General features: G+C 27.5%; 18 protein-coding genes. 11 read left to right on the top strand and 7 right to left on the bottom strand.

Annotation, left to right across the window (positions count from 1 at the left end; genetic code table 11):
* Positions 1-46: 46 nt before the first annotated feature.
* From pyk to CCANL266_RS08570, 5 genes are read right to left on the bottom strand one after another with little or no spacing between them, the layout of a single operon-like run.
* Positions 47-1,480, bottom strand: a complete 1,434-nt coding sequence (gene pyk / locus CCANL266_RS08590; protein ID WP_172234050.1) for a pyruvate kinase — start codon at positions 1,478-1,480, stop codon at positions 47-49.
* On the bottom strand, positions 1,477-2,826 hold the full coding sequence (locus tag CCANL266_RS08585; RefSeq protein ID WP_172234048.1) for an FAD-dependent oxidoreductase: 1,350 nt from the start codon (positions 2,824-2,826) through the stop codon (positions 1,477-1,479). The genes pyk and CCANL266_RS08585 overlap by 4 nt, the downstream gene beginning before the upstream one ends.
* A 35-nt stretch (positions 2,827-2,861) precedes the next feature.
* A complete protein-coding gene (locus CCANL266_RS08580; RefSeq protein WP_172234046.1) occupies positions 2,862-3,473 on the bottom strand; it encodes a type III pantothenate kinase in 612 nt (203 codons plus the stop codon).
* On the bottom strand, positions 3,470-4,414 hold the full coding sequence (locus CCANL266_RS08575; RefSeq protein ID WP_172234044.1) for a hypothetical protein: 945 nt from the start codon (positions 4,412-4,414) through the stop codon (positions 3,470-3,472). Before CCANL266_RS08575 ends, CCANL266_RS08580 begins: the two co-directional genes overlap by 4 nt.
* The gene (locus CCANL266_RS08570; RefSeq protein ID WP_172234042.1) at positions 4,414-4,923 is read right to left on the bottom strand and encodes a hypothetical protein; all 510 of its coding nucleotides are present in this window, start codon (positions 4,921-4,923) and stop codon (positions 4,414-4,416) included. Before CCANL266_RS08570 ends, CCANL266_RS08575 begins: the two co-directional genes overlap by 1 nt.
* Positions 4,924-5,034: 111 nt before the next feature.
* On the opposite strand from CCANL266_RS08570, the gene gatC reads away from it, so the two are divergent.
* From gatC to CCANL266_RS08515, 11 genes are read left to right on the top strand one after another with little or no spacing between them, the layout of a single operon-like run.
* A complete protein-coding gene (gene gatC, locus CCANL266_RS08565; RefSeq protein WP_172234040.1) occupies positions 5,035-5,310 on the top strand; it encodes an Asp-tRNA(Asn)/Glu-tRNA(Gln) amidotransferase subunit GatC in 276 nt (91 codons plus the stop codon).
* A gap of 15 nt (positions 5,311-5,325) precedes the next feature.
* Positions 5,326-6,393: a type IV pilus twitching motility protein PilT gene (locus tag CCANL266_RS08560; RefSeq protein ID WP_172234038.1), complete on the top strand. Its 1,068-nt coding sequence runs from the start codon at positions 5,326-5,328 to the stop codon at positions 6,391-6,393.
* Positions 6,390-6,950 carry a CvpA family protein gene (locus CCANL266_RS08555; RefSeq protein WP_172234036.1) on the top strand — a complete coding sequence of 187 codons (561 nt, stop codon included), beginning with the start codon at positions 6,390-6,392 and terminating at the stop codon, positions 6,948-6,950. Before CCANL266_RS08560 ends, CCANL266_RS08555 begins: the two co-directional genes overlap by 4 nt.
* Before the next feature lie 3 nt (positions 6,951-6,953).
* Complete coding sequence (locus CCANL266_RS08550) at positions 6,954-7,406, top strand: Fur family transcriptional regulator (RefSeq protein ID WP_172234034.1); 453 nt, start codon at positions 6,954-6,956, stop codon at positions 7,404-7,406.
* Between the two features lie 12 nt (positions 7,407-7,418).
* Complete coding sequence (lysS, locus tag CCANL266_RS08545; protein WP_172234032.1) at positions 7,419-8,900, top strand: lysine--tRNA ligase; 1,482 nt, start codon at positions 7,419-7,421, stop codon at positions 8,898-8,900.
* Positions 8,901-8,912: 12 nt separating this feature from the next.
* The gene (glyA, locus tag CCANL266_RS08540; RefSeq protein WP_172234030.1) at positions 8,913-10,139 is read left to right on the top strand and encodes a serine hydroxymethyltransferase; all 1,227 of its coding nucleotides are present in this window, start codon (positions 8,913-8,915) and stop codon (positions 10,137-10,139) included.
* On the top strand, positions 10,133-10,678 hold the full coding sequence (locus tag CCANL266_RS08535) for a DUF1882 domain-containing protein (protein WP_172234028.1): 546 nt from the start codon (positions 10,133-10,135) through the stop codon (positions 10,676-10,678). The genes glyA and CCANL266_RS08535 overlap by 7 nt, the downstream gene beginning before the upstream one ends.
* Positions 10,679-10,689: 11 nt before the next feature.
* On the top strand, positions 10,690-11,457 hold the full coding sequence (locus CCANL266_RS08530) for an SPOR domain-containing protein (protein WP_172234026.1): 768 nt from the start codon (positions 10,690-10,692) through the stop codon (positions 11,455-11,457).
* On the top strand, positions 11,447-12,196 hold the full coding sequence (locus CCANL266_RS08525; RefSeq protein ID WP_172234024.1) for a shikimate dehydrogenase: 750 nt from the start codon (positions 11,447-11,449) through the stop codon (positions 12,194-12,196). The genes CCANL266_RS08530 and CCANL266_RS08525 overlap by 11 nt, the downstream gene beginning before the upstream one ends.
* Positions 12,177-12,545: a YraN family protein gene (locus CCANL266_RS08520; RefSeq protein ID WP_396021662.1), complete on the top strand. Its 369-nt coding sequence runs from the start codon at positions 12,177-12,179 to the stop codon at positions 12,543-12,545. Before CCANL266_RS08525 ends, CCANL266_RS08520 begins: the two co-directional genes overlap by 20 nt.
* A complete protein-coding gene (locus tag CCANL266_RS08515) occupies positions 12,542-13,408 on the top strand; it encodes a DMT family transporter (protein WP_172234021.1) in 867 nt (288 codons plus the stop codon). Before CCANL266_RS08520 ends, CCANL266_RS08515 begins: the two co-directional genes overlap by 4 nt.
* Positions 13,409-13,458: 50 nt before the next feature.
* Here CCANL266_RS08515 and CCANL266_RS08510 read toward each other — a convergent pair whose 3' ends face one another.
* Positions 13,459-14,391 (bottom strand): WYL domain-containing protein, encoded by a 933-nt coding sequence (locus tag CCANL266_RS08510; protein WP_172234019.1) that lies wholly within the window; start codon positions 14,389-14,391, stop codon positions 13,459-13,461.
* Positions 14,392-14,430: 39 nt separating this feature from the next.
* Entirely contained in the window at positions 14,431-15,213 is a 783-nt protein-coding gene (gene thiD, locus CCANL266_RS08505) for a bifunctional hydroxymethylpyrimidine kinase/phosphomethylpyrimidine kinase (protein ID WP_172234017.1), read from the bottom strand.
* Positions 15,214-15,248 lie beyond the last annotated feature (35 nt).

Here is a 15,248-nt window from a genome sequence, read left to right as displayed (position 1 = left end):
GTATGGATTTGTCTAAGTTAAAAGCAAATTCTAAAAAGAATTTGCTTTAAGATTGTAGATTTAAATAATACTCAATTTGCTCGTTTTCAAGTATGCGAATTAAATTTGTACTACCTGTTTTACCTACAGGATAGCCAGCGGTTACAACATATTTTTGATTTATATTTAAGATATTATTTTTAATACCTTGTCTTACGCAATTGTGCAAAAGTTCGTGCAAGCTATTTGCTTTATCAACCATTAAAACCGTATCAATACCCCAATTAATACTTAATTGTTTTAGTGTTTTTTCACAATGGCTCATTGTAATAATCTTTGTTTTTGGTCTATATCTTGCGATTTTTTTAACACTAGCTCCGCTGCTTGTAAGACAAATTAAAGCATCAGCTTGTATATCATTTGCTAAATGCACTGAACTTGCTGCTATTGTATCGGTCATATCTTTTTTAATATGTTCGTAATTATTATATTTATAAGCCTTTTCAACTTCTATAATAGTCGCACTCATTATATTTACTGCATTTACAGGGTCAATTCCTACTGCGCTTTCTTCGCTAAGCATAACAGCATCAGTACCGTCTAAAACCGCATTTGCAACATCGCTAATTTCTGCTCTAGTTGCACTTTTAGAATTTGTAAGCGAAAAAAGCATTTGTGTAGCGGTAATTACAGGTTTGCTTATTTCATTTGCTTTTTTGATTAATTCTTTTTGAATATTTGGCACTTTAAAAAATGGCACTTCAATACCAAGGTCTCCTCTTGCAACCATTATTCCATCGCTAACATTTAAAATTTCATCAATATTTTCTACCGCATCAAATTTTTCTATTTTTGCAAAAATAGAGATATTGCTATCTTTTAAGATTTCTTTTGCGTTTTTAATATCATAAGCATTTTGTACAAAAGAAATAGCAACAAAATCAACCTCATTTTGCATACCCCATAATAAATCATCTTTATCTTTTTGAGTTAATACATCAATATTTATCTTAGTATTTGGAAAATTAATACCCTTATTAGATGATAATTTACCTTCATTATGCACCTTGCATTCAATAAACTCATCATTAGTATTAACAACCTCAATTTTAATTGAACCATCACATAAAAATATAAATTCACCATTTTTCACTAAAGATAAAATTTCATTGTAATTTGTACTAACTTTATAATGATTATTAGATATTTGTTGTGCATTTATTGTGCTTTTATAAATATCTAATCTATCATCTTTTTTTAGCAAAAAGGGTTCAGGTAGCTCTAAAACTCTGATTTTAGGTCCTGAAATATCTTGTAAAACACCTATATTTTTACCAAGTTCTTTTGAGATTTTTCTTACATTTTGCAAGTTTTTTAAATGATAATCTCTTGTGCCGTGAGAGAAGTTAAGACGAAAAACATTAACTCCTGCTAATATCAATTCTTTTATTTTATTTTCACTTGCTGGTCCTAGTGTTGCTATAATTTTTGTTTTTTTCATTCTTGCCCCCTTAATTCTTTATTAAATAAAGCTTCATTAAATTCTAATTGTAAATATTCGCACACTTGTTTTAAGTCTCTAAAAGCATTGCCAAGGCAGCTTGTTGCACCTGGAGATGGGGTCATATTAAAGATTATTCCACCGCCTGGATTAATACTTGCTTCTCCTAGCATTAATTTTTTTTCAGTTTTATTTAGCACTTGTGGGCGTACTCCACCAAAACCTTTTGCATAATAAATATCATCAGTACTTAAGGTTGGAACGATTTTTCTAGCATCTTTTACAAAAAGTTTTTTGTTGTAAAATGGAAGTTCAAATAAATAATTATATAAAATATAATTTCTTATTGTTTTATCTTTCATTAAATCAAGTAGGATTTTAATTGTAGTTGAATCAAGCCTTAAGGTTTTAAAAAATTCTGGTAAAGATTTAAGTCCGTGATATCTTTCTAGCTTAGGCAAACATAAGGCTGTTGGTCCAAATCTTGTATTCATATCACATAAAATATCAGGGTCGCCGTGTAAAGCAGCAAATGGTAATTTAGGGTTTTGCACCATATAAACCTTACCATTTAATAAATGTTTTTTAGTTAAATAAAAACTACCTGCTACAGGTAAGCAGGCAAAATCAAGCCCATAACCCATTTTGTGTGCTAAAAATAAAGAATGTGCTCCTGCATTTACCACAACAAAATTTGCACTAAAACTAGCACCACTCGCACTATTTAAATGAAATTCATCGCCTTTTTTATAAATATTTACTATTTCTTCATTAAAAAATATTTGGTTATTTTCATTTGCTTTAAGCGCTTCTTTAGCAAGGCTTTCACTCATTTTTCCAAAATCAACTGTTGTGTAAGTATCTCCTGCTAAAGCACCCATTGCTACTATTTTTTCTGGTCTATCGCCGCCTTTTGCACCTTCAACAATTTTAGGCTCTATTTCTTTTAATTTTTCTTTATCAAAAAATTTAATATATGGATACAAATCTTTAAATTCTTCGTATCTTTTTTGCATAAATTCGCATTCTTCTTCACCGACTGCTAAAGCCATTTTCTGATGCGAATACATAAAAACTTCTTGCGCATTTACAAGTTTGCCATAGTTAATAATCATATCCGCATTAGGTTTTACTTTGCTTGCTTTTTCATAGGTATAATTTGTTTCTATATCACCTATGTGAATTGTTTGTGAATTGCTTGTACCTGCTGAATTTAAGGTGCTAAGAGCGTGATATTTTTCAATAAGAGCAACTTTTTTTACATTTGTATATTTACTCAATTCATAAAAAAGCGCTGCACCACTTATACCGCCACCAACTACAATAACATCAAAATGCTGTGTCATTTCCAATCCTTTTAATAAAATTATTATAATTTAGTTCATAATTTTAAACTACTAATTAACTTAAGCATTCCTTTAAAAATTAAATCTTTTTCATTGATTGCATTTTTAAAGTATTGATTTAAGTAGCAAGCATCACCGCCAGTTAGGTAAATGGTTTGATTTTGAGCAAACTCGCTAATGCTTAAAATAATACTTTTTAATACTGCATAAGAAATCGCATCTTTTGTAGAGTTTGGTAACAATGTTAAGTCAATCTTTGTATTTAATTGATAATCAAGTCTTGAAGAAATATTTTTATAAGCGTTTAAGTAAGCATTAAGTCCTGGCAAGATAAAACCACCGCAATGTTTATTATTTTGCATTTTATCAACTGTTATTGCACTACCAGCATCAACGATAATACCATTTTCTATGCAATAACAAACCGCAATTCTATCAACCCCAAGACCTAAATAATCGCTATTTAATTTAAAATAAGGCTCAAGGTTTATATAATTATCTGGCAAGATAGAATAGTTTGGATTAACACAAATATAATAAGCTTTTTTGCTAATATTTTTTGGATTAAAATCGCTAATATTTATTCTATGAGCTTTATTACTTTCATAAATACAAGCGGTGGTATTTCCAATATCAACTAAAATCATTTTAAAATATATCTTTTCAAATTAAAAATTATACTATCTTTACTATCAAAAAATACTTGTGATTTTACTTTTCCTGCATTATTTAGTTTAAACACTTTAATTTTTTCTAAATTCTCATCGTATTTTATTACATATCCTAAATATTCAGCTAAATAAAGGTACTTATTTTCATTTTGTATAAATGCAACATAGTTTGCATATTTTTCTTTTGCTGTGCTAATTTGCTGTAAAGACATATCATATTTTATAATGCTTCCATCGCTTGTAGCTACGAAGATATTGTTAAAATCACTTAAAACATATTTAATAGATAATAATTTTTCTTTTATATTGTATTTTGCAGATGCAATTTGAGAAAGTACAAGCAATTTGCTAGAACTTGCTGCGATTACTTCATCATCTTTTGCATCTAAATAAATAATATTATTAAAAAAATCTAAATTCCCTACGCTAATATTTTTTAAATTTTGCTTATTTTCATAATCAATCAAGGCTAGTTTTCCATCTAAAGTAGCAAAAATAATTATATTATTCATAAAAATAGGTTGAACATTATTTTTTATAACGCCAGTAGCTAAGGCATTGCTTTGGGTATAAATAAATTCTTCATTGTCTAAATCAAATACATAAATATCATTATTTGCACTTAGCAAAGCAAGAATATTATCTTTAAGACTAGCTGATACTATTAAGGAATTAAAATCATAATCTAAAATTTCTTCATTGTTTTTAAATAATTTTAAATTTCCTTTAATATCACAATATATTTTGTAATCATCACTTTGATTTACTAGCTTGTAATTTTTTAGACTTTTATCTTCTTTTTCTTTTTTGTATGAACTTGAGTTTAATTTAATGAAATCTTCTGGTTTGTAATATTGTTTTGAAGCAGAACAAGCAGTGAAAAATATTGCCAATAAGATAAAAATATATTTTTTCATTATTTTCCTTGATAGTGTTTTAATCTTTGTGCGTCTTGATAAAATATTGAATTTGTAGGAATAAGTTCAAGAATATCTTTTGCTTGAGTGATTTTATTTTCTTGCAATAAAGCATAAGCTTGATTTAATAATTTTATATCTTTTAAAAATATTTCACTTTGAAAATTTCTACTTTCATAAAGTTGAATAAGTAATGCATCTTCGTTTGTAGGCTTAAATTCGCTTAATTCTTTTTTATATTTATCATCATTCATAATTAAAGCTAAATATAAATTAGAATTTAAAGATTTTAATTGCTTAAGCTCATCTTCATTATAATTTTTTTCTAGTTTTAAAAATAACTCATTTGCCTTTAAAAAATTATTTTCTTTTGTTTTGTTATTTACATAAATACCAATACTAACAGCCAAGAATAATACTATTAAAACAATTATAAAAAACTTATATTTTCTAAAAAATCTTTCTAATCTAATACTAATTTCATCAAATGCGTATGAATTTTCTTTCACTAATTAATCCTTAAAATATTGTTTAAAAAAATATTTTAACTGCTTTTTGTTAATCTAAATCTATAAAAATTATATATAATAGTCATTTTTACTAAAATTAAAAGGCTTTTTATGGTAGATAAAATCTTAATTAATCGCTTAGAAAAACTTAGTGCATTAAAATTAGATGATTCTCAAAAAGATGAGATGATAAATGATTTTAATGATATTTTAAATTTTGTTGAAATTTTAAATTCAGTTGATACTAAGTCAGTTAATATTGAAAATTCTTCTTTTACACCTTTAAGAGAAGACATAGCAAAAAATTCTAATATAATAAGTGATGTTTTAAATCACGCACCTAGCAAAGAAGAAACTTTTTTTAAAGTTCCAAAGATTATAGAATAGTTTTAAGGAGAAAGTATGGAAAATCAATTACTAGAAATGAATGAACTTTTAGCGTTTATGAAAGAAAATAACGCTTCAGACTTACACTTAGTTCCAGGAAAAAGACCAATTATAAGAATACACGGTGTTTTAACGGATTTAGAATTTGATATTTTAACACCAGATGTAATTAAAAATTCTTGCTATAGCATTATCTCAGATTCTCAAAAAGCTTCTTTAGAAGAGACAAAAGAATTAGATTTTGCATATCCTGTAAGAGGGGTTGGTCGTTTTAGGGGAAACTATTATTATGTGGAAGAAGGCAAGCTTGCAGCAGCCTTTCGTATGATTCCTGATACCATTCCTAGCCTTGATGAGTTAAAATCTCCTGCAGTTTTTAAAGAATTAATTAAAAAAGAAAAAGGTTTAATTTTAGTAACAGGAGCAACAGGTAGTGGTAAATCAACAACACTAGCTGCTATGTTAAATGAAATTAATCAAACAGAAAGAAAGCATATTTTAACAATTGAACACCCAGTTGAATTTATGCACCAAAGTAAAAAATCAATTTTTTCATACAGAAACGTTGATATAGATACTAAAAGCTTTAAAAATGCGCTTAAATCAGCTTTAAGACAAGACCCTGATATTATCTTAATCGGTGAGATGAGAGATAAAGAAACAATAGAAGCTGCTATTACTGCTGCTGAAACAGGACACTTAGTTTTTGGAACACTTCATACTAACTCAGCAGCACAAACCATTAACCGTATTGTAGATAGCTTTGAAGGAAGCGAACAAGAGCAAATTAGAAATATGCTTTCATTCTCTCTTAACGCTATTGTTTCACAATGCTTAATTCCAAGAAATGGCGGTGGCCGTGTTGCGATTCACGAAATTTTAATTAATAACTTTGCTATTGCAAATTTAATTCGTGAAAATAAAAATCATCAGATTTATTCGCAAATGCAGTTAAATCAACAAGCAACAGGTATGAGAACACAAACTCAAAGTTTAGTTGAAGCGGTAAAGGCTAATTACATTACTAGAGAATTAGCTTTAAGATATAGTACAAATTACAATGAATTGATGAATTTAATATGAATCATTCTTTAATTTTTGACTTTGCTGTTTTAGCTATTGTGTTTGTTTTGGCTATAAATGGTATATGGCGTGGACTTGTAAGAGAAGGCTTTGGTTTAGCAGGTATAGTTTTTGGTGTTTATTTAAGCACCAAAAACGCAAGTACAGCAGGGCAATTAATAAAAGAACATATTTATAAAAGTGATAATGAAGTATTGCTAACTTTATTTGGTTTTGTGATAATATTATTATGTATATGGTGCTTGTTTATCATTGCTGGTATTTTTATTTCTAAACTAGTTAAGTTAAGCGGTTTAGGTATGATTGATAAAATTTGTGGTTATTTATTTGGGGTAGCAAAAATTTTTATTATTATTTCAATTATAATCACTACAATAAGTAATATACCTGTGTTAAATAAAAAAGTAGCTGAGACTTTAAAAGATTCTTTTATGTATCCTACTTTATTAGCAGTTGGTTCTTCGTTAGCAAAGGTTAGTTCTGTTAATGAAATATTAGAAAAAAACGAATTAAAATTAGATAAAGACAAATTACAACAAATTTCATTTAAGGAGTAAAATATGGAAAATGTAGAATATGATGTTTTGTTAGATGAGTTTAAAAAGATTTTAAAAAGCAAGGGCTTAAAATATACTTCTCAAAGAGAAAATATGCTTAAATATTTATATCATCAAGAAGGACACTCAACACCTGATGAAATTAATGACGCTTTAAAAAAGATGGATTCTGGTGCTAGTATAGGTATTGCAACGGTTTATAGAACTTTAAATTTATTAGAAGAATCAGGTATGGTAACCTCAATTTCACTAGGAGCTGAAGGTAAAAAATTTGAATTAGCAAATAAGCCACACCACGACCATATGATTTGCAAAACTTGTGGAAAAATTATTGAATTTCAAGATGATACAATTGAAAATAGACAAATTAAAATCGCAAAAGAGCATAATTTTAAATTGTCTTCACACTTAATGCAGTTATATGGAACTTGCTCTGATTGTCAAAAAAATAAATAAGGAGATAAATTAATGTTTGAAAACCCACTAGAACAGCAAAAAATTGCAAAATTACAAGAATTAAGAAAAAAGGGAATAAATCCTTATTCTCATTTTGTTAGTAAAAATATGATGATAAAGGATTTTAAAGAAAAATTTGCTTATATAAAAGAGCAAGAAGAAAAAAAGGCACAAGAACTTTGTGAATTAGTAGGAAGAGTAAAATTCTTAAGAGATGGCGGAAAGGCTGTTTTTGCAAATATTGAAGATTTTAGTGAGAGTATTCAAATATATTTTAATAAAAATGATTTAGGCGATGAATGGTTTAGTGATGTTAAAAAATTCATTGATGTTGGTGATATTATTAAAATTAATGGCTTTGCTTTTGTAACGCAAAAAGGTGAATTCTCAATTCACGCTAAAAGTTTAGAATTGGTTACAAAAAGCATTTGCACTCTACCAGAAAAATTTCACGGCTTAACAGATATTGAAAGTAGATATCGCCAACGCTATTTAGATATGATAATGGATAGTAGTGTAAGAAATGATTTTGTAAATAGAAGTAAAATTATTTCTTTTATTAGAAGATATTTTGAAGATTTAGGCTTTTTAGAAGTTGAAACTCCTATGATGCACGAAATTGCAGGTGGAGCAAACGCAAGACCTTTTATTACCCATCATAATACTTTAGGAGTAGATAGATTTTTAAGAATAGCTCCTGAATTATTTTTAAAAAGATTAATTGTTGGTGGTTTTGAGGCGGTTTTTGAACTAAATAGATGTTTTAGAAACGAAGGAATGGACCTTACTCACAATCCTGAATTTACAACAATTGAGTTTTACTGGGCTTATCACACTTATCATGATTTAATGGCTTTAACTGAAGATTTATTAAGCAAATTAATAAAACACTTAAACCTAGATACCATAATTGAATATGATGATAAGCAAATTGATTTTAGTACGCCTTTTAAAAAGATAAGCTATAAAGATGCTTTAATACAAATAGGCAATATTGATGAAAATATTTTAAACGATAAAAATGCAATTATTGAAAAGCTAAAAAGCGTAGGAGTTAGTGTAAATTCTAATTATGATTTAGGTAAATTATACTCAGAATTATTTGATGCTTTTGTAGAAGACAAACTTATAAATCCTACATTTATTACAGATTTTCCTGTATCAATTAGCCCTTTAAGCCGTAGAAGCGATAAGGATGAAAATATAGCAGAAAGGTTTGAGTTATTTATAGCTGGTAAAGAATTAGCAAATGGTTTTAATGAGTTAAATGACCCGCTTGACCAATACGAAAGATTTTTAGCTCAAGTTGAAGCAAAAAAAGCAGGAGATGACGAAGCTTGCGAAATGGATGAAGATTTTGTAACCGCATTAGCCCACGCAATGGCACCAACTGCAGGAGAAGGAATTGGAATTGATAGACTTGTAATGATGCTAACAAATAAAAAATCAATTAAAGATGTAATATTATTTCCTGCAATGAGACCAAAAAACTAAAAGGAGAAAAAGATGGATATGATTTTTGATTTAATAAAAAAAGAGTTTAAAAGGCAAGATGAAAACCTTGAGATGATAGCAAGTGAGAATTTTACATATCCTGAAGTAATGCAAGTTGCAGGTAGTGTACTTACAAACAAATACGCAGAAGGCTACCCAGCTAAAAGATATTATGGTGGCTGTGAAATAGTTGATGAAATAGAGCAAATAGCAATTGATAGATGTAAAAAATTATTTAATTGTAATTACGCAAATGTTCAAGCACACTCAGGCTCTCAAGCAAATCAAGCAGCCTTTGCAGCCTTAATTAACCCTAATGATGTAATTTTAGGTATGGATTTAAGTGCTGGTGGGCATTTAACACATGGAAGCAAAGTAAATGCAAGTGGTAAAGTATATAAAAGTTATGGCTATGGTGTTGATGAAAATGGTTTTTTAGATTATGAAAATATAGAAAAAATCGCTATGGAAGTTAAGCCAAAATTGATAGTTTGTGGTGCTAGTGCTTATTCGCAAATCATTGATTTTGAAAAATTTAGAAAGATTGCTGATAAAGTAGGAGCATATTTATTAGCAGATATTGCTCATATTGCAGGATTAGTGGTAGCTAATTTACACCCAAGTCCATTTCCACACGCACATATCGTAACATCAACCACTCATAAAACACTTCGTGGAACTCGTGGTGGAATAATTATGACAAATAGTGAAGAAATAGCTAAAAAAGTTGATAGTGCTATTTTTCCTAATCTTCAAGGCGGACCTTTAATGCATTTAATAGCAGCAAAGGCAGTTGGTTTTGCAAAAAATTTAGAACCAGAGTGGAAAATTTATGCAAAACAAGTGCTTGATAATTGTGCTGTTTTAGCAAATGAATTAAAAAATTATGGTTATAAATTAGTAAGTGGTGGAACTCAAAACCACCTTTTATTGCTTGATTTTAGCGATTGTTCTTTTAGTGGAAAAGATGCGCAAATTGCTTTAGAAAAAGCAGGAATTACAGCAAATAAAAATTCAGTTCCAAATGAAAAACGCTCACCTTTTATAACAAGCGGATTAAGATTAGGAACCGCAGCTTTAAGCGCTCGTGGTATGAATGAAGATGATATGAAAGAAATTGCTAAGATGATTCATAAGGTTTTAAGCAATATTAATGATGAAAAAATAATTTTAGATGTAAGAAACGAAAGTAAAAAATTATGTAATAAATACCCACTTTATAAGGATTTAAAATGTTAAGCTCAAATGATTTAGCTTTAATTAAGATTATAAATTCTCACTATTTTATAAAACGAGATAATATTGTAAGTAAAATAGAGCATAAAGGTAGAATTTTATATAATAAATTTGAAAGAATTAACGAGTATTTATCTCCGCAAATAATGAAAGAGCACGCAGAAGGTAAAATTGTTGTAGCTCATAATTTAATAAATGCTGCCGATAAGGTTGAAAATATTGTATTTGATTACAATGGTATAAATGCGGAAAGATTTTATCATAGAGCACAACTTATGTTAAGAGAAGAGGGCTTTATTAATTTTACTGCTTATACAAGTAAAACAAGAGGGCATTTGCATTTATATATTCATAAAGGGCATACTGCTTTTAGTGAAGGTTGTGCATTAGCGTCTAAATTATCTGCAATGATGGCACAAAGAATGCCTGTTGAATGGAGAGTCTTTCCTACTTTAGATTTACCTCGTGAATATAATATTTTAGCATTGCCATATGAGGTTTATCAAAAAGAGCGTGGCGCTGCTTGGTCTAAACATATGTAAAAGGAGATTATATGGAAGAAAATAAATTTGATGAGTTATTAATACAAACTGATAATAAACAAGACAAACATAAAAAAATGATATTTCAAATTATTTTATTTATTATAGTTGTTTTATTGGTTGCTATTGGTGTAAAAATAGTTTTAAATCAAGATTCAACGAGTGATAATACACAACAAAATATAAATACAAATTTTGAAAGCAAAGATGATAACGATGTATTTGAAAATATAGCGGTAAAACAAGAACAAGTTGATAGCGGATTTAATGAAATAGCAAATAAAATTCAGCAAAATAATTCAAATATAAATACTCAATTACCACAAGCAAAAGAAGAAAGCAAACAACAAGGTATTTTAGATGTAATTGAAAAAACACAAAGTAAAGAAGAACAAAAAGAAATTAAAGTGGTAAAAGAAGCAGTAAAAGAAAAAGTTGCTGATAAAAAAGATAATATAAAACAAGCTTTTGATAGCATTCAAACAAACAAGCCTGTAAAAACACAAGCACAACAAACTAATAAACAAAATGTGCAAACAGCAAATAAGCCATCAAATTCAGGTAATACCTTTATACAAGTTTATGCGGGAAGAAATCTTGATTTAAATTCACATGAAATTAAAAAACTAGACAATCTAGGCTTAAACTATAAAGTTGTAAAAGATGATACAACTGGTATTAGTAGAGTTATTGTTGGTCCTTATAACGATAGTAAGGAAGCTTTAAAATACATTAGAGAAAATGTAAAGAAAGACGCCTTTATTTATCGTGCAAAATAAATTATGTTTTGGAGTGATAGGTAATCCTATCGCTCATTCTAAATCTCCACATATTCATAATTTATGGTTTAAAGAATTTAATTTAAACTATGATTATAAAGCTTATTTAGAAGATACTTTATCTTTACAAAATAGAATTTTAAGCTTAAAGGGTGCAAATATAACTGTGCCATTTAAAGAAGAAGTTTTACAATATGCAGATATTTGTAGTGATGAGGTAAAAATCATAAAAGCAGCAAATACAATAGTAAATGACAATGGTATTATAAAAGCTTACAATACAGATTTTTATGGTTTTATAAAGGCATTGCAAAATTATGATTTTAAACGAGTTTTATTGCTTGGAGTAGGTGGTGCGGCTAGGGCTTGTGCTTATGCTTTAATGAAAAATAATATTGATTTTACTGTTTTTAATCGTAGTAAAAAAGAGGATTTTATTTGTAAGGTTGAAAATGAACTTTATGAATTTAATTTTGATGTAGTTGTAAACTGTACTAGCTCTAGCTTAACTGGGCAATTACCTTGCAGTATTGAGCTTTTAAATAAATTAAAAGCTAAAGCTAAGATTGTTTATGATTTGTTTTATACAAAATCAGTTTTTTTAGAATATTTTGAAAATGCAATTAAAATTGATGGAAAGCTAATGCTTTTATATCAAGCAGCCTTAGCAGCAGAATATTTTTATAATATAAAGATAAGTGATGAACTCGTCAAAAAAAGTGAAAAAATCATTTTTTAAACAAATTCAAGGTTTAAATTCTTTAATTTTTGGTAAAAATAGCGAAGATTTAGCATTAAAATGGCTAGAAAAAAATCGCTTTAAAATTATAAACAGGAACTATTCTTGTAGGTTTGGCGAACTTGATATAATAGCAATAAAAGAAGATATTTTACACTTTATTGAAGTAAAAGCAAGTATAAATTATGAAAGCGAATATAGATTAGATAATAAAAAAATGCAAAAAATTATAAAAACAATACAAGTTTTTTTACAAAAAAATGATGATTATGCAAATTATGCTTATTGTATTGATTTAATAAGTATCAATAATAATAAGATTAATTTTATAGAAAATATTTATATATGAACGCATATTTTTTAGTAATTTTGGGTGCTGTTTGCTGGGGATTTAGTGGTTTTTGCGCTGAATTTATTTTTAAAGATAAGCTAATTGATTTAAATATATTGATTGATTTAAGATTGTTTTTTTCTTCTTTGCTTTTGTTTTTAATATCATTTTTTAGCAAAAAAGGTGTAAAAATTGCTTTAAGTTATGAAAATATAAGAGATTTACTTATTTTTTCTTTTTTAGGTATTTTTATGTGCCAATATACATATTTTTATACTATTAAGCTAAGTAACGCAGCTATTGCAACAGCACTTCAATACACAGCACCAATTTTTATTATGATTATTTTTTGTATTAAAGAAAAAAGATTTGCAAGAAAAAATGAACTATTAGCAGTATTTTTTATGTTTATTGGTGTTGTGCTTTTATGTACTAATGCTGATTTTTCTTCTTTTAAATTAAGCAAAGAAGCTTTGATTAGTGCTTTATTGTCAAGTTTTGGGGTTGTATTTTATTCTCTTAGCGCAAGAAGACTTAGTAAAGAATATAGCATACTTTTAATTCTTGCTTATGCTATGCTTTTAAGCTCTATTGTTTTTGGAATTTATCTTAAAATATGGAATATAAAGCTTGATTTAGACTATAAAGCCCTTTTAGCCTTAATTATGATAATTACAGTAGGTACAGCACTTGCATTTACTTTGTTTATGCTAGGAATAAATAAAATAGGAGCATTAAAAGCAAATATAATAGCCACACTAGAGCCAATTAGCGCTGCTTTATTTTCTTATTATTTTTTAGGCAGTGCGTTGTTATTTTATCAATTAATTGGTTTTGTACTTATTTTATTTAGCATAATTATTGCAATGAAGATAAAGTAAAATTAGTAGATAACTTTTTAGCAAAAAGCACATTTATAAGTAGGTGCTTTTTACTTGTAATCTTTTAAAGCTTCTTTTAAATTATTTTTATATTCTTTTATTAATTCTTGCGGGGATAAGATTTTAATATCAGGTAGCCAAGTTTTAACAAATCTTAAAATTTCTAAAGAATTTGTATATTCAATTTCTATTTGTAAAGGAGAATTATTAATTATTTTTTGACTTTTAAAAAATTTTTTCATATCAGCTTGAAAATATTTGCTTATATTTTCGCTTATTTGCAAGCGAGCAATTTTTCTTGGACAATCATATAAACTTAAAGAATTGCTCATAGCCTTAATTTTCATATCAACACCGCTTGGAAAATCTTTAACTAAGTATTTTTTTGATTTTTGAATTTCTTTTATAAATGCTAGTCTTCTTAAAAAAATATTATTATTGTGTTTTAATAAAGCATAATAATTTTTATCGCTATAAATTATTTTTAAAAAAATAGCATCATTTATCGTTGTATCAACACAAATAAGATTAATTTTATAATTAAATCTTTTACTTTGAAGCAATTGTTTAATAAAAGCAAATTCCATTTTATTAATTAAGTTATCTTGCAGTGGATTATCTATTGCAACAAAATTTTCTTTAAATAAGTTTAATATTTCTTCGGCATTATTTTCATTTAAATACCTTATAACACTTTGTGAAGCTAAAAATTCATCATAAGTGTATTTATCTCCGTTGTAATATTTAATTACTTCAGAAATATCAGGTAAAGCAGGTTTGTATATGTAATTTTTTTTACTTTTATCAACATAAATATATTCACCAAATTCAGAAGATAAAATATGCTGGATATATTTACTAAAGGTTTGTTTTGAAAGTTGAAAATTTTTTATAAAATACTCGCTAGTAATTCCATCTTTATGCTCATATATACCTTTTAAAATTTTAAAATAAATAATTAAAATATCAATGGAATTAGCCATTTTTCTTCCTTTTTAATTCTTTGCATAAAGCAAAGAATTTTATTTTAAATTAAACATATGATTTAAAGGGCCTCTACCCTCGCCTAAATTCGGTGCAAATTCCATTGCATTTTGAGTGTAAAGTTTAGCCTTTGTTACAGCGTCTAGCTTACTCATTCCATTTGCAAGATTTGCAGCAATTGCAGCGCTTAAAGTACAACCAGCACCATGGTCATTTGTTGTATTTAATAATTTTCCTTCAAGCTCATAAAAATCTTTACCATCGTAAAAATAATCAAGCGCCTTATCAAAGTATTTTCCACCTTTTGCAATTACACTTTTTGCACCTAAATCAATTAATTTTTTTGCACTATCTTTTAGCCTTTCAAGATTATTAATCTCAAAACCGCAAATTAATTCAGATTCAAGTTTATTTGGAGTTAAAATATCTGCATATTGAATAAATTCATTTTTGTACAGTTTAAAATCTTCATCATTAATCAATCTAGCCCCACTTTTTGCAAACATTACAGGGTCAATAACAACATTTTGTGGTTTATATTTTTTAAAATTATCTATGCTAATTTTAATTAGTTCAGATGTTCCCATAAGTCCAGTTTTTAAAGCTTTTGGAACAATATCGCCAAAAACAGCATCATATTGTTTTTGCACAATATCAGCACTCATTTGACTAAAGCCATAAACACCTTTTGTATTTACCGCAACCACGCTTAATACTATTACCATACCAAAAGTATTATGCATTGTAAATGTTTTTAAATCAGCCTCAAGTCCGCTACCACCACTACAATCGCTACCTGCTATTGTTAATACTGCATTCATATTTTCTCCTTCAATTTTTTAAAAAAGCCTTGAAT

Origin of the sequence: Campylobacter canadensis (assembly GCF_013177655.1) — a bacterium.
GTDB lineage: Bacteria > Campylobacterota > Campylobacteria > Campylobacterales > Campylobacteraceae > Campylobacter_E > Campylobacter_E canadensis.
The sequence above is the reverse complement of the archived record's forward strand: the minus strand, read 5'-3'. Positions and strand labels throughout refer to the sequence as shown.